General features: G+C 66.5%; 15 protein-coding genes and 1 pseudogene. 10 read left to right on the top strand and 6 right to left on the bottom strand.

The window, feature by feature from the left end:
• Positions 1-6: 6 nt before the first annotated feature.
• From DIE02_RS19850 to DIE02_RS19840, 3 genes are all read left to right on the top strand, one after another.
• Positions 7-3,180: an efflux RND transporter permease subunit gene (locus DIE02_RS19850; protein WP_124488204.1), complete on the top strand. Its 3,174-nt coding sequence runs from the start codon at positions 7-9 to the stop codon at positions 3,178-3,180.
• Positions 3,177-4,673 carry an efflux transporter outer membrane subunit gene (locus tag DIE02_RS19845; RefSeq protein ID WP_124488203.1) on the top strand — a complete coding sequence of 499 codons (1,497 nt, stop codon included), beginning with the start codon at positions 3,177-3,179 and terminating at the stop codon, positions 4,671-4,673. Before DIE02_RS19850 ends, DIE02_RS19845 begins: the two co-directional genes overlap by 4 nt.
• Before the next feature lie 465 nt (positions 4,674-5,138).
• The gene (locus DIE02_RS19840) at positions 5,139-6,656 is read left to right on the top strand and encodes a cytosine permease (protein WP_260426256.1); all 1,518 of its coding nucleotides are present in this window, start codon (positions 5,139-5,141) and stop codon (positions 6,654-6,656) included.
• Positions 6,657-6,845: 189 nt separating this feature from the next.
• Here DIE02_RS19840 and DIE02_RS19835 read toward each other — a convergent pair whose 3' ends face one another.
• Both DIE02_RS19835 and DIE02_RS19830 read right to left on the bottom strand, forming a co-directional pair.
• Entirely contained in the window at positions 6,846-7,601 is a 756-nt protein-coding gene (locus DIE02_RS19835) for a glucose 1-dehydrogenase (protein ID WP_124488201.1), read from the bottom strand.
• Positions 7,602-7,644: 43 nt separating this feature from the next.
• On the bottom strand, positions 7,645-8,178 hold the full coding sequence (locus tag DIE02_RS19830; RefSeq protein ID WP_124488200.1) for a VOC family protein: 534 nt from the start codon (positions 8,176-8,178) through the stop codon (positions 7,645-7,647).
• A gap of 191 nt (positions 8,179-8,369) precedes the next feature.
• Between DIE02_RS19830 and DIE02_RS19825 the strand changes: the two are divergent.
• Together DIE02_RS19825 and DIE02_RS19820 are read left to right on the top strand one after the other, a co-directional pair.
• Positions 8,370-8,597, top strand: a pseudogene (locus DIE02_RS19825) (MFS transporter); the annotation flags it as partial.
• A 150-nt stretch (positions 8,598-8,747) separates the two neighbouring features.
• Positions 8,748-9,998 carry an MFS transporter gene (locus DIE02_RS19820; protein WP_124488199.1) on the top strand — a complete coding sequence of 417 codons (1,251 nt, stop codon included), beginning with the start codon at positions 8,748-8,750 and terminating at the stop codon, positions 9,996-9,998.
• A gap of 266 nt (positions 9,999-10,264) precedes the next feature.
• Here the strand turns inward: DIE02_RS19820 and DIE02_RS19815 are convergent, their stop codons facing one another.
• The gene (locus DIE02_RS19815) at positions 10,265-10,741 is read right to left on the bottom strand and encodes a nuclear transport factor 2 family protein (RefSeq protein WP_124488198.1); all 477 of its coding nucleotides are present in this window, start codon (positions 10,739-10,741) and stop codon (positions 10,265-10,267) included.
• A 259-nt stretch (positions 10,742-11,000) separates the two neighbouring features.
• On the opposite strand from DIE02_RS19815, the gene DIE02_RS19810 reads away from it, so the two are divergent.
• The gene (locus DIE02_RS19810) at positions 11,001-11,387 is read left to right on the top strand and encodes a helix-turn-helix domain-containing protein (protein WP_124488215.1); all 387 of its coding nucleotides are present in this window, start codon (positions 11,001-11,003) and stop codon (positions 11,385-11,387) included.
• Positions 11,388-11,684: 297 nt separating this feature from the next.
• Here DIE02_RS19810 and DIE02_RS19805 read toward each other — a convergent pair whose 3' ends face one another.
• Positions 11,685-12,059, bottom strand: a complete 375-nt coding sequence (locus DIE02_RS19805) for a YXWGXW repeat-containing protein (RefSeq protein ID WP_124488197.1) — start codon at positions 12,057-12,059, stop codon at positions 11,685-11,687.
• 613 nt (positions 12,060-12,672) lie between these two features.
• Here DIE02_RS19805 and DIE02_RS19795 point away from each other — a divergent pair.
• Positions 12,673-13,779 (top strand): porin, encoded by a 1,107-nt coding sequence (locus DIE02_RS19795; RefSeq protein ID WP_044846708.1) that lies wholly within the window; start codon positions 12,673-12,675, stop codon positions 13,777-13,779.
• Positions 13,780-13,965: 186 nt separating this feature from the next.
• Here the strand turns inward: DIE02_RS19795 and DIE02_RS19790 are convergent, their stop codons facing one another.
• Positions 13,966-14,364 carry a GreA/GreB family elongation factor gene (locus DIE02_RS19790; RefSeq protein WP_124488195.1) on the bottom strand — a complete coding sequence of 133 codons (399 nt, stop codon included), beginning with the start codon at positions 14,362-14,364 and terminating at the stop codon, positions 13,966-13,968.
• 514 nt (positions 14,365-14,878) lie between these two features.
• Between DIE02_RS19790 and DIE02_RS19785 the strand changes: the two genes are divergently transcribed.
• Positions 14,879-15,208 (top strand): DUF4148 domain-containing protein, encoded by a 330-nt coding sequence (locus DIE02_RS19785; protein WP_044846710.1) that lies wholly within the window; start codon positions 14,879-14,881, stop codon positions 15,206-15,208.
• Between the two features lie 153 nt (positions 15,209-15,361).
• Here the strand turns inward: DIE02_RS19785 and DIE02_RS19780 are convergent, their stop codons facing one another.
• The gene (locus tag DIE02_RS19780; RefSeq protein ID WP_044846711.1) at positions 15,362-15,823 is read right to left on the bottom strand and encodes a CBS domain-containing protein; all 462 of its coding nucleotides are present in this window, start codon (positions 15,821-15,823) and stop codon (positions 15,362-15,364) included.
• A gap of 177 nt (positions 15,824-16,000) precedes the next feature.
• Between DIE02_RS19780 and ribA the strand changes: the two genes are divergently transcribed.
• Entirely contained in the window at positions 16,001-16,651 is a 651-nt protein-coding gene (ribA, locus tag DIE02_RS19775) for a GTP cyclohydrolase II (RefSeq protein ID WP_044846712.1), read from the top strand.
• Between the two features lie 256 nt (positions 16,652-16,907).
• The gene (locus DIE02_RS19770) at positions 16,908-17,477 is read left to right on the top strand and encodes a GNAT family N-acetyltransferase (RefSeq protein ID WP_124488194.1); all 570 of its coding nucleotides are present in this window, start codon (positions 16,908-16,910) and stop codon (positions 17,475-17,477) included.
• Positions 17,478-17,499 lie beyond the last annotated feature (22 nt).

Below are 17,499 nucleotides of genomic sequence, written 5' to 3'. Positions count from 1 at the left end.
CCCGCAATGGATTTCTCCCGCTTCTTCATCGACCGGCCGATTTTCGCGGTCGTGTTGTCGATCGTCATCTTCGCGATCGGCCTGATCTCGATCCCGATGCTGCCGGCCGGCGAATATCCGGAAGTCGTGCCGCCGAGCGTCGTCGTGCGCGCGACGTACCCGGGCGCGAACCCGAAGGAAATCGCCGAATCGGTCGCCGAACCGCTGGAAGAGGCGATCAACGGCGTCGAAGGCATCATGTACATGAAGTCGGTCGCCGGTTCGGACGGCAGCCTGCAGGTCGTCGTCACGTTCCTGCAGGGCGTCGACCCCGACACGGCTGCCGTGCGCGTGCAGAACCGCGTGAGCCAGGCGTTGTCGCGCCTGCCGGACGAGGTGCGCCAGTACGGCGTGACCACGCAGAAGCAGTCGCCGACGCCGCTGATGTACGTGAGTCTCTATTCGCCGGACAACAGCCGCGATTCGCTGTATCTGCGCAACTACCTGACGCTGCACGTGAAGGACGAGCTGTCGCGCCTGACCGGCATCGGCGACGTCGGCGTGTACGGCTCCGGCGACTACGCGATGCGGCTCTGGCTCGACCCGAACCGGCTGGCGTCGCGCGGGCTGACCGCGAGCGACGTGATCGCCGCGGTGCGCGAGCAGAACGTGCAGGTGTCGGCCGGCCAGCTCGGCGCGGAGCCGACGCCGAAGAAAAACGACTTCCTCGTGTCGATCAACGTGCGCGGCCGGCTGCGCACCGCGCAGGAATTCGGCGACATCGTGCTGCGCAACGGCGACGACGGCCAGGTCGTGAAGCTGTCCGACGTCGCGCGCATCGAGCTCGGCGCGGGCGACTATACGCTGCGCTCGTACTTCAACGACAGGCACTCGGCCGTGGTCGGCATTTTCCTGTCGCCTGGCGCGAACGCGCTTGACGTCGCGAAGGCGGTGTATGCGAAGCTCGACGAACTGTCGAAACGTTTCCCGCCGGGCGTCGCCTATCGTCCCGTGTGGGACCCGACCGTGTTCGTGCGCGAATCGATCCGCGCGGTGCAGCACACGCTGATCGAGGCCGTCGTGCTGGTCGTGCTCGTCGTGATCCTGTTCCTGCAGACCTGGCGCGCGTCGATCATTCCGCTCGTCGCGGTGCCCGTGTCGGTGGTCGGCACGTTCGCGTGGCTCTACCTGCTCGGCTATTCGATCAACACGCTGACGCTGTTCGGGCTCGTGCTCGCGATCGGGATCGTCGTCGACGATGCGATCGTGGTGGTCGAGAACGTCGAGCGCAACATCGCACAGGGTTTGAGCCCGCGCGACGCCGCGCACCAGGCGATGCGCGAGGTGTCGGGGCCGATCGTCGCGATCGCGCTCGTGCTGTGCGCGGTGTTCGTGCCGATGGCGTTCATGTCGGGTGTGACGGGCCAGTTCTACAGGCAGTTCGCGGTGACGATCGCGATCTCGACGGTGATCTCCGCGGTGAACTCGCTGACGCTGTCGCCCGCGCTCGCCGCGAAACTGCTGCGTCCGCACGGTGCGCCGAAGGATGCGTTGACCCGCGTGCTCGACCGCGCATTCGGCTGGCTGTTCCATCCGTTCAACCGCTTCTTCGAGCGCAGCTCCGATCGCTATCACGGCGTGGTCGCGCGCACGCTGAAGCGGCGCGGCGCGGTGTTCGCGGTCTATGCGACCTTGCTCGCCGCGACCGCGCTGCTGTTCAACGCGGTGCCGGGCGGCTTCATCCCCGTGCAGGACAAGCTGTACCTGTTCGCCGGCGCGAAGCTGCCGGAGGGCGCGTCGCTCGCCCGCACCAGCGCGGTCACCGAGCAGATGACGAAGATCGCGCTCGGCACCGACGGCGTCGAGATGGTGCCGGCGTTTGCCGGGCTGAACGCGCTGCAGGGCGTGAACACGCCGAACATCACGAACTCGTACGTGATCCTGAAGCCGTTCGACCAGCGTCACCGCAGCGCCGCGCAGATCAACGCGGACCTGAACGCACGCTTCGCGGCGATCGGCGGCGGCATCACCTATGCGCTGATGCCGCCGCCGATCCAGGGCCTCGGCAACGGTTCGGGCTACTCGCTGTACCTCGAGGATCGCGGCGGGCTCGGCTACGGTGAATTGCAGAAGGCACTGACGGCGTTCCAGGCCGCGGTCGCGAAGACGCCTGGGATGAGTTACCCCGTCAGCTCGTACCAGGCGAACATCCCGCAGCTCGAGGTGAAGGTCGACCGGCTGAAGGCGAAGGCGCAAGGCGTCGCGCTCACCGACCTGTTCAACACGCTGCAGGTCTATCTCGGCTCGATGTACGTGAACGACTTCAACGCGTTCGGCCGCGTGTACCGCGTGATGGCGCAGGCCGATGCCGGTCACCGGCAGACGGCCGCGGACATCGCGAACCTGCGCACGCGCAACGCGAAAGGCGAGATGGTGCCGATCGGCTCGATGGTGACGGTCGCGCCCGCGTATGGGCCGGACCCGGTCGTCCGCTACAACGGCTATCCGGCCGCGGACCTGATCGGCGACGCCGATCCGAAGGCGATGTCGTCGTCGCAGGCGATCGCGAAGCTGCAGCAGATCGCGAAGGACGTGCTGCCGCCGGGCATCACGCTCGAATGGACCGATCTCAGTTACCAGCAGGTCACACAGAGCAACGCGGCGATCGTCGTGTTCCCGCTCGCGGTGATGCTCGTGTTCCTGGTGCTCGCGTCGCTGTACGAGAGCTGGACGCTGCCGCTTGCGGTGATCCTGATCGTGCCGGTGTGCATGTGCGCGGCGCTGTTCGGCGTGTGGCTGTCCGGCGGCGACAACAACGTGTTCGTGCAGGTCGGTCTCGTCGTGCTGATGGGGCTCGCGTGCAAGAACGCGATCCTGATCGTCGAGTTCGCGCGCGAACTCGAAATCCAGGGCAAGGGTGCGATCGCAGCGGCGCTCGAGGCATGCAGGCTGCGGCTGCGCCCGATCGTGATGACGTCGGTCGCGTTCATCGCGGGCTCGGTGCCGCTCCTGATCGGCGGCGGCGCGGGCAGCGAAGTGCGCGCCGCCACCGGCGTCACCGTATTCGCGGGGATGCTCGGCGTCACGTTGTTCGGGCTGTTCCTGACGCCCGTGTTCTACGTGGCGATCCGCAAGCTCGCGCGCGGCACGCCGGCCGTGTGGAGCGAACAGCACGGCACCCTCGAAGGAGAAAACCGATGAGCGCTGCATTCCGTCTTTCCGCGCTCGCGCTGTCGGTGATGCTCGCCGCGTGCGCGGTCGGCCCCGATTTCAAGCGGCCCGATACGGCGAGCGCCGCGCGCTTCGCGCGCGACGCGCATGCGACCACGCCCGATGCGTCGCCGCCCGTTGCGTCGGCCGCTGCCGATGCCGCGTTCTGGCGCGGCTTCGGCGACCCGGCGCTCACGCAGCTGATCGATGCGGCGCTCGCCGCGAACCAGGACCTGCAGGTCGCCGTATCGCGCTACGACGCATCGAACGCGCTGCTGTCGCAGGCCGCGTTCGATCGCTATCCGACGATTACCGCGAGCGGCCGGATCGGCCATCAGCTGACGAGCAGGGACCAGGCGTTCGGCGCGCCGCGCAGCCAGCGCGATACGCCGATCTCCAATGTCGGGATCAATGCGGCGTGGGAACTCGACCTGTTCGGCCGCGTGCGCCGCTCGATCGAGTCGCAGCGGGCGGAAACGGCTGCGAGTGCGGCCGACGTGCGCGCGGTGCGTGTCGCGATCGCGGGCGAGGTCGCGAGCACGTACGTGGATCTGCGCGGCTCGCAGGAGCGGCTGCGGATCGCACGCGAGAACGCCGACAACCAGAAGCAGACGCTCGCGCTGATCAATGCGCGCGTCGGCGCGGGACGTGGCTCCGAACTCGATGCGGCGCGGGCGCGCGCGCAGTACGAATCGACGACGTCGCGGATCGCCGTGTACGAAGCGGCGATCGGCGTCGACGAGCATCGGCTCGCGGTGTTGACCGGGCAGACGCCGGATGCGCTGATCGGCCGGTTCGACATCCCGAACCCAGCCGCATCGAAAGGCGCGCCGGTACCGCTGCCGGCCCTTGCAGCCGACATCGATCCCGGCACGCCGGGCGACCTGCTGCGCCGCCGCCCCGATGTCGCTGCCGCCGAAGCACGGCTGCACGCGGCGACCGCGCGCGTCGGCGTCGCGACAGCCGACCTGTTTCCGCGCTTCACGCTGTCGGGGCTGCTCGGCAGCGCGACGAGCAGCTACGGATTCTTCCGTGCGGGCAGCGATACGAACCTGATCGCGCTCGGCATCGACTGGTCGTTCCTCGATGTCGGCCGCGTGCGCGCGCGGATCGCGGCGAGCGACGCGGACGCGGCCGGCCAGCTCGCGCAGTACCGGCAGACCGTGCTCGGCGCGCTGGAGGAAACGGAGAACGCGCTGCTGCGTGTCGCCCGCACGCGGGAGGAGACCGCGCACCTCGTGCGCGCGGCGGACGACAGCGCTCGCGCGGCACAGCTTGCACAGACGCGCTTCTCGGCCGGTGCGATCGACTACTACGAAGTGCTCGACGCGCAGCGGACGCTGCTGCAGGCGCAGGACGCGGCGGCCGACGGGCGGATGCGCAGCGCGGCATCGACGGTCGCGCTGTACAAGGCGCTCGCGGGCGGCTGGCCGTCGGAAACGGCGCAGCGGGCACCCGGTCCGCTCGCGCGATCGGGGGAGTAGGGCGAGGGCGCGGGTCGCGCGGCGGGCAGGGACGTCGGGTTCGCCCGCCGGGCGATCGACTTCGCATCGCCGGGTAGGCGCCTGCGTCGCCGTTGCCGGCCCGCAACGGCGTCGCACGGACTGACGACGGTCGATGCGGCGCCGGTCTCGTTGATCGGCATGGCACTCCGTGCGCCTGCCTTGCAGCGATGCCGGCCGTTCGGCGGGGCCGGATCGCCGGCCGGCTCGCGCGCCGGCGGCGGCCCGGCGCATCGGTCGGCGCGCCTTGCATCGCCCGGGCCGCCCGCGCGGCGCGCCAACCGGTCGATTCCCCGTCGCGAAACATTGTTCTGCCTCGTCGTAAACGTCTCGAATGCGTGATATTTGCGCTGCCCGATCCGGTTTAGAGTGGCCGCAAATCGATGACGATGTGTCGTATGGCCGCGGTCGCGGGCCGTACCGATGCACCAGAGGAGCTGGAGACAAATGACTGAAGGCAGGATTACCCAAGTCGAATCGTTCGGTTTCGAGCGTATTCCCGACGTATCGCGCTATGCGCGTCCGATCGATCTGTTCCGGTTGCTGTTCGGCGGCTGCAACACGTTTTCCACGTCGGTGCTCGGCAGTTTTCCCGTGCTGGTCGGGCTGTCGTTCAAGGCCGGCATGTGCGCGATCGTGCTGGGCGTGCTCGCCGGCACCTGCATCCTCGCGCCGATGAGCCTGTTCGGCCCGCGCAACGGCACGAGCGACCCTGTGTCGTCCGGCGCGCATTTCGGTATTCATGGCCGGATCGTCGGGTCGTTCCTTGCGCTGCTCACGTCGATCGCGTTCTTCTCGCTCGCGGTGTGGAGCTCGGGCGATGCGCTCGTCGGCGGCGCGCACGACATGGTCGGCGTGCCGGTCAACGGCTTCACGCTCGGCGCCGCGTACATGGTGTTCGCGGTGCTCGTGCTGATCGTCTGCATCTACGGCTTTCGCTTCATGCTGTGGGTCAACAAGATCGCCGTGTGGGCGGCGAGCCTGCTGTTCGTCGCCGGCCTGTTCGCGTTCGCGGGGATGTTCGACCTGAACTACGCGGGCACGCTGAACCAGGGCAGCGCAGGCTTCTGGGCCGCGTTCGTCGGCGCCGTGCTGGTTGCATTGAGCAACCCGGTGTCGTTCGCGTCGACGCTCGGCGACTGGGCGCGCTACATTCCGCAGCAGACGCCGAAGCGGCGCGTGATGGCCGCCGTGTTCGCCGCGCAGATCGCGACCTTCGTGCCGTTCTTCTTCGGGCTCGCGACCGCGACCATCATCGCGTCGAAGGCGCCCGCGTTCATCGCGTCGAACGACTACGTCGGCGGGCTGCTCGCCGTGTCGCCGCGCTGGTTCCTGCTGCCGATGTGCCTGATCGCGATCATCGGCGGGATGTCGACCGGCACGACCGCGCTGTACGGCACGGGCCTCGACGTGTCGAGCATGTTCCCGCGCTTCCTGAACCGTGTGCGCGCGACGCTGCTGATCGGCACGATCGCGATCGCGTTCATCTTCGTCGGCCGCTTCTGGTTCAACCTCGTCGAAAGCGTCGCGACGTTCTCGACGCTGATCGACACGTTCAGCTGCCCGTGGATGGCGATCATGGTGATCGGCTACGTGACGCGTCGCGGTTACTATCTCGCGGACGACCTGCAGGTGTTCAACCGCGGGCTGCGCGGCGGCCACTACTGGTTCACGCACGGCTGGAACCTGCGCGCGATGGGCGCGTGGCTGCCGGCGGCCTTCATCGGACTGTCGTTCGTGAACCTGCCGGGCCAGTTCGTCGGGCCGCTCGGCAACCTCGCGGGTGGACTCGATCTCAGCGTGCCGGTGTCGCTGGCGGTCGGCGGGCTGCTGTATTTGGTGCTGCTGACGGTGTATCCGGAAGCGGAAGGCGTGTACGGCGCGCGCGGACGTTTCCTCGTGCGCGGCGGCAGGCAAGCGGCGCGCGGTGTCGGCGCCCCGGCAATTCAGCCGAAGGGGTATTGAGCGCAGCATCGCGCGTCGCTGCGCGCTGGAAATACCGGTGCCGCCGCGCGGGAGATCCGCCGGCGGCATGGTTGTTTCGGGATGCCGGGTTGTATGCGCGTATGGGATGCCGCCCCTGACTTCTCCCTCGCTCGGCCGAAAACGACAGCACCCGCCGGGCAGGCGGGCGTGTGTCGACTCCGCTGCGGATCAGTGGAACGTGCTGCCCGCGAGCATCCCGCCGTCGACGATGAATTCCGAACCCGTGCAATACGCGGATTCGTCGGACGCGAGGAACAGTACGAGGCTCGCCACCTCGTCGGGTTTGCCGATACGCGCGATCGGCAGCCCGCTGTAGATCGATGACGAATCGAAATCCGCGTATTCCGGCGGGCGTGCCATCACGGTGTCGATGCCGCCCGGATGGACCGAGTTCACGCGGATCCCGTAGCGGCCGAACTCGAGCGCGGCGGCCTTCGTCATCCCGCGCACCGCGAACTTGCTCGATACATACGCGCTGCCGCCGGCCACGCCTTCCATCCCGGCCGTCGACGACACGTTGACGATCGAGCCGCCACCCGCATCCTTCAGCGCGGCCAATGCCGATTTCATGCCGAGCCAGCAGCCGACCTGGTTCACGTCGATCACCTTGCGATAGTCGTCGAGCGAACAGGACTCGATCGGCACGAGCTTCAGGATCGCCGCGTTGTTCACGAGGATGTCCAGCCGCCCGAAATGCGCGAGCGTCGCATTGACGGCGGTGTGCCAGTCGCCTTCGTTCGTCACGTCGAGATGCTGGTAGCGCGCGGCGTCGCCGAGTTCGGCCGCGACGCGCCGGCCCGCGTCGTCCAGCACGTCGGCGATCACCACGCGTGCGCCCTCGGCGACGAACCGGCGTGCCTCCGCCTCGCCCTGGCCGCGGGCGCCGCCCGTGATCAGCGCTACCTTGCCTTCGAGTCGTTTCATCCTGTTTGCTCCTGTGAGTGAAGGGGGACGCGCGCGGGCCCGCTCAGGCGGCGGCCGACGCGTCGATGATGCGGACCGGATCGGCGCCGTCCCAGGTATGCGCTTCGGCGATGCCGTGCGCGATCATCGCGCGCATGCCTGCACCTTCGATTACTTCGACGCGCACGCCTGGATCGTCGGCGTCGTCGAGATAGGCGACGCGCGTGGCCGGGTTGTGCGCGTCGAACACCACGCGCAGCCCGCGTGCCGTAAGTTGCGCGACGGCGGCATCGAGATCGTCGACCACCCATGCGACGTGATGCAGGCCCGTGAGCAGTTGTCCGTGCGCATCGCGGTACGGCGACGGCGCGTCGTTCGTCACGTGGATCAGTTCGATCTGCAGATCTGCGCGATACGCGAGCCCGACATCCATCGTGACCGTCGTCGCTTCGCCGAGGCAGCGGCCGTCGAGCCGCACGTTGCGGAACACGGTCCACGGGCCGACATCGTGGCGGGCGCGCCAGCGCGCGATGCTGCGGTCGAGATCGGCGACCACATAGCCGATCTGGTCGATGGGGCCGAGGATAGGGTCGTTCATGGTGTCTCCGTGGCGGGCGCGAGCGGGCGCGGCGCCGTTTCGTGCGGCATCCGGCGCGCGATGAGTGACGGTCATGATGGCAACAAAGGCGGCGCGGCGTGCCGTCCAAACGGACTAGCTGCACGCTATGCGGACGGCGCTCGGCGCTGCATCGCTGACGACGGATTTGCGTACAGGGCAGGACGAGCGAGGCGACCGGTGTCGCGCTCGCGTACAACGTTGCCATGATGGTGTTCGGCGGTTTCGCGCCGTTCATCGTCACATGGCTGACGCGTGCGAGCGGGTCGCCCGTCGCGCCCGCGTGGTACGTGCTGTTCGCCGCATCGTTCGGGCTGGCCGCGAGCGTGTTCATGCACGACGGCGCGCCGTGCGTGCTCGCGCGCCGGCAATTCTCGGGCGAGCCGTTGAGCGCCAAATAGTCGTTCGCCATTCGGGGCGATCAGCCATCGGCCCGGGCGGCATGCGGCGTATCGGCGCCGCCGATGGTTAGCATCGCGGACAGCGGCCTACCGGGGCCGCCGCCCGCTCGTTACGCTTGCGCGATCATCCACTCTGTCCGGAAGGTCGCCATGTCCCGGCTCGACTACACGCTGCTCGGCCCCTGCCTGCTCGCCATCGCGATCGACGCGATGGGGTTCGGGCTCGTCTACCCGATGATGTCCGCGATCTTCAGCGATCCGCACGCGGGCATCCTGCCGGGCGACGCCGGCGAACACGCGCGCAATTTCTACCTCGGTGTCGGCTACGGGATCTATCCGCTCTGCATGTTCTTCGGCTCGTCGCTGATGGGCGAGTTGTCGGACCGTTACGGCCGCCGCCGAACCCTGCTGCTGTGCGTGCTCGGCCTTGCTGCCGGCTACGCGCTGATGGCCGCCGGCGCGTGGCACGGGAGCGTCGCGCTGTTGCTGGCCGGCCGCGGGCTCACCGGTTTGATGGCAGGCTGCCAGGGCATCGCGCAGGCGGCCATCACCGACCTGAGCACGCCCGGGAACAAGGCGTACAACATGAGCATCATGTCGCTCGCGTTCAGCGCCGGCGTGATCGTCGGCCCCGTGCTCGGCGGCGTCACGTCCGACCGGACGATCTCGCCGCTGTTCGACTACGGCACGCCGTTCGTGCTCGTCGCCGCGCTGTCGCTCGTGTGCGCGTTCTGGACCTGGGCGTCGTATCGCGACACGGCCGCGCCGCGCAGCGACACGCGCATCGATCCGCTGCTGCCGCTGCGGATCATCGGGGAAGCCGCACGTCAGCGCAACGTCGCGTTCCTGTCGGTGGTGTTCTTCCTGATGCAGGTCGGCTATGGACTCTACCTGCAGACCATTATGCTGCTGCTGCAGGCGAAGTTCGGCTATACGAGCGCGCGGCTCGGGCTGTTCAGCGGCGTGATCGGCATCTGCTTCGTGTTCGGCCTGCTGTTCGTCGTGCGGCTGATGCTGCGCGTGTGGCGTGTGGTCGACATCGCGAAGACGGGCCTGCTCGTCGCGGGCCTCGGCCAGATCGCGTCGGCACTGTTTCCGCACGAGCCGGTGCTGTGGGCGCTCGCGATGGTGGTCGGCTGTTTCGACATGGTCGCCTACACGACCATGTATACGGCGTTTTCCGATGCCGTCAGCGAGGACCGGCAGGGCTGGGTGCTCGGCGTCGCGGGCTCGGTGATGGCCGTCGCATGGGTCGTGACGGGCGCGCTGACGAACCTGCTGCCGGTATTCGGCGAGAGCGGGCTGCTGCTGATCGGCGGCGCGGGCTTCCTGCTCAGCTTCGTGATGATGGTGGGCTACGGGCGCAAGCAGGCCGGCGGGCGCACGGCCGCGCTATCGTAGACGGTTGCGCGCAGGTTGGCCCGATCCTGTCGGACGTTGTCCTGCGGGCCGCTGTCGCGCGTGACCGCGCGGCCCGGCACTGGCGCCCTCGCGGTCACGACGGGTCAGCCCACGGCGGCAATCTGGCGCGGGGCCGCGTGCGGCGACGTGCTGACGACCGGGCAGGTGCTCGCGCTCGATGTCGCACGACGCATGCGTGGCCGGTGCGCTGGCCGCGTTCAAGCGTGCGAAGCGGTCGGCCGCGCATCGGCGCGCGGCCCGCCCGGTCAGAACATCGTGTTCCCGTTCGCGGCTTTTTCGGGCACCGGCTGGATCACGTCCCAGTGCTCGACGATCTTGCCATCCTTCACGCGGAAGATGTCGACCACCGCTTCGCCGCGATCGCCCGGGCGCTCGGTCGCATGCACGTGCAGATAGACGAGGTCGCCGTCGGTCGCGCTGCGGACGATCTGCGCGCGCGATTGGGGGTTCTTCTGGAACGCGCCGACGAAGTACGACACGAACGGCTTCTTGCCGTCGGGCACGTGCGGGTTGTGCTGCTTGTAGTCGTCGGCGACGACGGCGGCAGCCTCGAGCGCTTCGTGCTTGTTGAAGAAGCGGTCGTAGAACGTCAGCACGAGCAGGCGGTTGGCTTCCTCGGCGGCCAGGTCGCGCGCGGCCGGGCCGGCGGCCGGCGCGGCGGTCGATGCGGCAAGCAGGACGAACGCGGCAACGGTGCGGACGGGCGAGCGGAGCGATGACATGCGGCAGGTTCCTTGTCTGGAGATGCGTGGACGGACGCGCGGTGCGTGGTGTGCGACTGCGGATGACGCCGATCGTCGTCATCGGCGGCGACGGGGTGCCGGTGGTGCGCGTGCGCATGCTTCGTAGAACTGGCAAGTCCGCTCGGCCATCGAGTCGATCGAATGGTACAGTTGCCGCGAACCCGTCACAAGAAGTCACCGCGGTGTGAACAGGTCACACCGCGGTGACCGTGCATTGCCCGTGAAAGAGAATCCCGTCATGTCGTTTCCGTCCGCCGACGAATCCGTCGAACTCGATCAGCCGTGCCCGATCCGCGATGTGCTCGACCGCATCGGCGACCAGTGGAGCCTGCTCGTGCTCGAGGCGCTGTCCGGCGGCACGATGCGTTTCAACGAACTCGCCCGTGCGATCGGCGACGTGTCGAAGCAGATGCTGTCGCGCACGCTCAAGCGGCTCGAGCAGGACGGCTTCGTCAGCCGCACGCTGTATGCGGAGGTGCCGCCGCGCGTCGAATATGCGTTGACGGACCTCGGGCGTTCGTTCCTGACGCCGATGCACGCGCTGATCCGCTGGGCCGACGAACATCATCGTGCGATTTGCGCGGCCCGTCGCCGCGCGCGCGAGCAGGAAAGCAGCGGGCGTTGAGCAGCGTGCGTCGTGTGGTCGCGTGACGACCGGCGACAGGATGCGTGCGTTGCGGCAGCAACAGATGATTTCGTTATCCGAACGTTTCGAGGGCGCTGCTTTCGCGTGCGGTGTCGCGAAGGGCGCAACGCACGCGTGGCGATCGGCGTTTGAGGGGGGCCGACGACCGTCGTGACCGGGGCGAGCGCGATCGGCATCCGCCCGGTCGGTCAGCTCGAATGCAGACAGGGCGGCGTGTCGATCGGCAAGGGCGCGGAAGCGGCGGCTTCGCGCCGAGCCACGGCCGCCGCGGACGACTTAACGCCAGGTGCCGTCGACGTAGACCCACACTTGACCCTGGCGCCGCCAGTATCCAGGTACCCACCTGCGCCCGGGGCGGCGGGCGACCCAGCGTCCGGACACCCATATATAGTGGCCGCGCTGCCAGCGCCAGTAGCCGTCGGTCCAGACATAGCCGTGCGGCCGTGGAGGCGGCGGCCGGCGATCATGCCGCGGTGCAGGCGGCGCGAAGCCCGGGCGATCGGAATAAGGCGGCCTGCCGTGGCCGGGAGGCGGTCCCGGCGGCCGGTACCCGGGTGGGGCGGGCTGGGCCGAGGCGGTACGCAGCCAGCCGCCGGTGGCGGCGAAGGCGGCGGTCAGTCCGACGGCGCGCAGCAACGAGCGTCGATTCATGGCGGGTCCTCTATATATGTTGTCGGAGCCGCCTTACATTAGCCTGCCGGTCCCGGAGCCGGGTTACGCGGGCCGTTAAGGCTGTTACCGCATGTCATGGCGGCCCGGCGGCACCCGGGGTGCCGCCGCCGATCTCCCCCGTTGCAGTTGGCGCCGACGGCCAATGGGGTCGGCTACGGCCGCGTGGCCGAATGTTTACCGTTCAGTCGCTGCGTTTTAGGCGGCCAGGCCCAACATTTGAGATTGTTTTGGGTAAAAATTACCGTTTTCGTGTGGTTCCATCGATTCCGTTTGTTGTTTCTATGCAACCGTCAAGACGATGACACGAAAGAATGGTGGGATGAAAGCCTCCAAAAAACATCCGTCAATAGGTCAAAAAAAGACGTTAAAACAAATACTTATAACGCGTCCCCACTTTCATTATTTCTAGTTCTGGAAAAGCTTATTTCTTTATTTGCAGATCGCGCCCCTAGGGTACACCCCTAAACTCACGGTTCCCAAACGGGCAACTATCCGGGCGCGGCCAGAAGGACCGATGGCGCTCCCGGGCGGTTGCAGACCGTTTATGAACAAGGTCGCGAGACCTGCCTCTTTTTAGAAGGGAGCTCCACGAATGAACAAGACTCTGATCGTTGCAGCAGCTGCAGCATCGTTCGCTACCGTCGCTCACGCGCAAAGCAGCGTCACGCTGTACGGCGTGCTGGACGCAGGCATCACCTACCAAAGCAACGTCCAGAACGCAGCTGGCCAAGGCAAGTCGCTGTGGTCGATGGGTTCGGGCATTGACCAGAGCCGCTTCGGTCTGCGTGGTTCGGAAGACCTCGGTGGCGGCCTGAAGGCAATCTTCACGTTGGAAAGCGGCTTCAACATCGGCAACGGCAAGTTCGCGAACAACAACGGCATGTTCAACCGCCAGGCTTTCGTCGGCCTGTCGAGCCAGTACGGCACGGTTACGCTGGGTAAGCAGTACGACTCCGTCCAGGACTACCTGGCACCGCTGACCGCAACGGGCTCGTGGGGCGGTACGTACTTCGCTCACCCGTTCAACAACGACAACCTGAGCACGAACGGCGGCTACTCGGCTAACAACACGATCAAGTTCGCAAGCGCGAACTACGCTGGCCTGCAATTCGGCGGCACGTACTCGTTCTCGAACAGCACGAACTTCGGCAACAACCGTGCTTACAGCGGCGGCGTGTCGTACCAGTACCAAGGCCTGAAGCTGGGTGCAGCTTACTCGCAAGCGAACAACCCGAACAACAACGGCACGGGCGCAGTTGACTCGTCGTCGGCTCTGTTCAACGGCCAAGGCCGCCTGCGCACGTACGGCGCGGCTGCTGCATACGCATTCGGCCCGGCGCAAGTTGGCGCAGCATGGACGCAATCGCGTGTCGACAACCAAGCTAACGGCGCGGCTACGTTCCACGCTGACAACTACGAAGTCAACGCGAAGTACAACCTGACGCCGGCTCTGGGCCTGGGCGCAGCGTACACGTACACGAACGCGAAGGTTGCTGGCGAAAGCACGCACTGGAACCAGTTCGGCCTGCAAGCTGACTACTCGCTGTCGAAGCGCACCGACGTCTACGCACAAGCTGTGTACCAGCGCGCTGCGAAGAACGGCGTTGGCGCATCGATCTACAACGGCGACGTCAACACGCTGCCGAGCTCGTCGATCAACCAAACCGCAGCAACGGTTGGTCTGCGTCACCGCTTCTAAGCGTGACGGCTGGGTAACCAGCTTCGCAGTATCGAAAAAGGCGCCTTCGGGCGCCTTTTTTTTCGCCCGCCGCATCGGCGATGCGGGCTGCGATGACGCTGCGTATCGTCCGGCCGCAAAAAAAGCGAGGCGCTGAGCCTCGCTTTTTGCTTGGTGTGCCGACGTGTGCGCTGCCGGCCGGCAGCATCAGCGCGTGTATTCGCCGTTGGCTTCCGGCTGGAACACGATCGCGGCGACCTTCATCAGCCTTTCGGCGCCGCTCGGCTGCAGCACTTTCACCAGCTGACCGCGTTGCGTGCCGAGCAGCGCCATGCCGACCGGCGAGAACACGTTCAGGCGGCCGAGCTCGAGATTGGCGGCGTCCGGATAAACAATCGTCCAGGTGGCCTGTTCCTGGGTCGCTTCGTCGAGCAGTGTGAGCTGCGAGTTCATCGTGACGACGTTTGCCTTGATGGCGTCCGGTTGCACGATGTCTGCGCGCTCGAGCAGCGTGTCGAGCATCGTCTGGAAGCGCGGGTTGTGTTCGGCGTGCTTCTCGAGGCGAGCAACGTCGAGTTCGGTCAACTGGTAAAGGCGTTGTTTCATGGCAGTTCTCCAAATGATCGGCATGGGGCAGGCGGGGCGTGCCTATGGGGATCGCCCGGAGCCTGTCTGACCTGGCTCCGGGAAGGAGACCGAGCCGTCAGATCAGGCGCCGGGCAGGCGCGAGCGGCGCCTGGGCCGTGCGTCGAGCGAGGGGATGCGCCGGCTGGCCGGCGCGCACGCGCACGCCGACCAGGCCAGGCGGCGAAACCGAAGCGAGCATGGGCGTGTGCATGGTGAATGGGGTATCGAGAGGTGAATAAAACCTTACGATTCTACAACACAACCTTCCGGATCGGTGCTTCGGCTGTCGGCCTTTCGTCAGGCATTGTTGTGAAAATGATTTAAGTAATAGCGATCGCGCCCGGTGACAGCGGTCGATTTTTTCCGAAAATGCAACGCTGTATGTTCAAACCAAGGGTTTCCCCTTGGTGTCGCCAGCACTACACTTGATCCATCGCTTCAGACAGTCCCGCCGGGAGCGACGTCAAAAGAGAACACATTTCGGAGGTCCACCATGAAGTCGATCATCTACGCAGCGATCGCTGCATCCGTTCTTGCCGCCCCGATCGCATCGTTCGCACAGTCCGAGCAGGGCTTGACTCGCGACCAGGTTCGGGCCGAGCTCGTGCAACTCGAACAGAACGGCTACAAGCCGCTCGCGAGCGATTCGCAATATCCGGACAACATCCAGGCCGCGGAACAACGGATCCAGCCGAACCAGCCGATGCTCGCCCAAGCCGATACGAGCGGTTATGGTGCGGTGGCGACGGGCGCAGGCCAGTCGGGCCGCCGCATGACGCATGAAGCCGCGAATCCCGTGAACTCCGTCTACTTCGGCAACTGAACATTCCCGGGTCTGCCCGAGCACAGCATGTGACCGACGGGACGCGCGCCGCTTGCGCGCGTCTGCGTCAGCAGAGCAGAACCTCCGTCGCCGCATTCCGGCGGCTTTTCCGCCCAGACGCTCGCGCGTTTGGGCCTTTTTCGCTGGGACGGATCAGGCGGACGTGACCGTCGGGGTGCCGTGGATATAGTGTTCCAGCTGGCTGATCGTGAATTGCTGGTCGGCAATCACGCTCTTCACGAGGTCGCCGATCGAGATCAGGCCGATCAGCTTGCCGTCCTGGATGACGGGCAGGTGGCGCATCCGGTGCTCGGTCATCAGTGCCATGCACTCGTCGGTGGATTGCGACGGTTCGACGTAGCGCACCTTGGCCGTCATGATTTCCTCGACGCGGGTGGCTTTCGACGAACGGTCCTGCAGCACGACCTTGCGCGCGTAGTCGCGCTCGGTGACGATGCCCGCGATGTCGTCGCCGTCCATGACCAGCAATGCGCCGATTCCCTTTTCCGCCATCAGCTTGATGGCGTCATAGACGAAATCGGCTTTCTTGACGGTGTAGATCGTGCGGCCGGAATCCGGCTTGGCTTTGAGAATTTGCGCGACAGTCGTGCTCATTTGCTTTCTCCGTGTGCGGGACGATGCAGGGAAGGCAGGGCGTGATGCGCGGCACCCGACGGGCCCAGTATAGCCGGGCCTGCTGCGGCAGTCGCGTGACGTTTCCAGATTAGCGGTAAACTCCGGTCACGCACTATCCACACAACTCCTACATTCCAGATCGTTTCGATTGAATTCATGATGTCTTCGCGTCCCCAATCGCCCACGCAGGGCAATGGCCAGGCAGACGAGTGCGTGACGCTCGTCGCCACCGCGTCGCTGCCCACGCGCTACGGTACGTTCACGTCGTACGCTTTCCGCGTATCGGGCAGCGATGCCGAACATCTTGCGCTCGTGATGGGCGACGTCACCGGCGAGCAGTCCGTGCTCACGCGGCTGCATTCCGAATGCCTGACCGGCGACGTGTTCGGCTCCTTTCGCTGCGATTGCGGCGAGCAGCTCGATCTCGCGCTGCGCTACATCGCGGCGGAAGATCGCGGCGTGCTGTTGTATCTGCGCGGCCACGAGGGGCGCGGCATCGGCCTGAGCAACAAGATCCGCGCATATGCGCTGCAGGAGCAGGGGCGCGACACCGTCGAGGCGAATCTCGACCTCGGCCTGCCCGACGACGCTCGCGAATACGATTCGGCCGCCGCGATCCTGCGGATCCTCGGCGTGACGTCGGTGCGCCTGATGAGCAACAACCCGAAGAAGTTCGACACGCTCGTGAAGCACGGCATTCCCGTGTGTGAACGCGTGGCGCTCGCAGTGCCCGTGCGCGAGGAAAACGAGCGTTACATCCGGACCAAGCAGGTCAAGTTCGGGCATTACTTCGAAGAGAACGAGTAATCGCGTTCGACGCGTGGGCGCCCGATCGGGCGTCGCGCTCATTCCGTGAACGCCGGACGGGACGATGCGTCCCGCTGCATTCGATTCCCGTCGCCGGTTCTCGAGACTGTCGCCGCTGGTTGCCGGCGCAGCTGACGAGCGCGATTGCTTCGTCCCTCCGCTTCGCCTTCGAGCTCGCTCCTGCGTTACGAGAACGGTGTACGCGGCCCGACGCACCCCATGCCTTCTGCACCTCCCGATCACGGTTGATCCGCCATTGAAGATAGAAACCGAACGTTTGACGTTGCGTCGCTGGCGGCCGGGCGATGCCGGTGCGCTGGTTGCGATGCACGCGGATCCCGATGTGACCGCGTGGCTGGCGCGTGGCCCGATGTCCTTCGATGAGGCGGAGGCCGTCATCGCACGCTTCGAAGCGCATTTCGACGCGCACGGTTTCGGTGTGTGGGCGATCGAGCGCCGTGCGGATGGCGCGCTGATCGGGCTCTGCGGGTTGTCGCGTGAAGTTCGTGACGAGCATCCGATGGCGCCGTGCGTCGAGATCATGTGGCGCCAGGCCCGCACATCGTGGGGGCATGGCCATGTCGCGGAAGCGGCCGCTGCGGTATTGGTCGACGGGTTCGGCCGGGTGGGGCTCGGCGAGATCTTTGCATGGACGGCTGCTGCCAACCAGCGATCGCAGCGTGTTGCGCAGCAACTCGGGATGGCGCGGCAACCGATGCGCGATTTCGAGCATCCTGCGTTGCCGCCGGGGCATGCGCTGCGACCGCATGTGGTGTTTGTCGCGCACGCAACTCCCGTTCGTCCGGATGACTACGTCGGCGCGTAACGCGCCCCGGGGCACGCGGCCG

The sequence above is a fragment of the Burkholderia sp. Bp8991 genome, from assembly GCF_003853795.1.
Classification (GTDB): domain Bacteria; phylum Pseudomonadota; class Gammaproteobacteria; order Burkholderiales; family Burkholderiaceae; genus Burkholderia.
Note: the sequence above shows the minus strand (reverse complement) of the source record. Positions and strands in the feature narration are given on the sequence as shown.

Bases quoted from the DNA above. Each gene is read 5' to 3' on its own strand.
- DIE02_RS19850 (WP_124488204.1), top strand. From the start codon at position 7: ATGGATTTCTCCCGCTTCTTCATCGACCGGCCGATTTTCGCGGTCGTG.
- DIE02_RS19845 (WP_124488203.1), top strand. From the start codon at position 3,177: ATGAGCGCTGCATTCCGTCTTTCCGCGCTCGCGCTGTCGGTGATGCTC.
- DIE02_RS19840 (WP_260426256.1), top strand. From the start codon at position 5,139: ATGACTGAAGGCAGGATTACCCAAGTCGAATCGTTCGGTTTCGAGCGT.
- DIE02_RS19835 (WP_124488201.1), bottom strand. From the start codon at position 7,601: ATGAAACGACTCGAAGGCAAGGTAGCGCTGATCACGGGCGGCGCCCGC.
- DIE02_RS19830 (WP_124488200.1), bottom strand. From the start codon at position 8,178: ATGAACGACCCTATCCTCGGCCCCATCGACCAGATCGGCTATGTGGTC.
- DIE02_RS19820 (WP_124488199.1), top strand. From the start codon at position 8,748: ATGTCCCGGCTCGACTACACGCTGCTCGGCCCCTGCCTGCTCGCCATC.
- DIE02_RS19815 (WP_124488198.1), bottom strand. From the start codon at position 10,741: ATGTCATCGCTCCGCTCGCCCGTCCGCACCGTTGCCGCGTTCGTCCTG.
- DIE02_RS19810 (WP_124488215.1), top strand. From the start codon at position 11,001: ATGTCGTTTCCGTCCGCCGACGAATCCGTCGAACTCGATCAGCCGTGC.
- DIE02_RS19805 (WP_124488197.1), bottom strand. From the start codon at position 12,059: ATGAATCGACGCTCGTTGCTGCGCGCCGTCGGACTGACCGCCGCCTTC.
- DIE02_RS19795 (WP_044846708.1), top strand. From the start codon at position 12,673: ATGAACAAGACTCTGATCGTTGCAGCAGCTGCAGCATCGTTCGCTACC.
- DIE02_RS19790 (WP_124488195.1), bottom strand. From the start codon at position 14,364: ATGAAACAACGCCTTTACCAGTTGACCGAACTCGACGTTGCTCGCCTC.
- DIE02_RS19785 (WP_044846710.1), top strand. From the start codon at position 14,879: ATGAAGTCGATCATCTACGCAGCGATCGCTGCATCCGTTCTTGCCGCC.
- DIE02_RS19780 (WP_044846711.1), bottom strand. From the start codon at position 15,823: ATGAGCACGACTGTCGCGCAAATTCTCAAAGCCAAGCCGGATTCCGGC.
- ribA (WP_044846712.1), top strand. From the start codon at position 16,001: ATGATGTCTTCGCGTCCCCAATCGCCCACGCAGGGCAATGGCCAGGCA.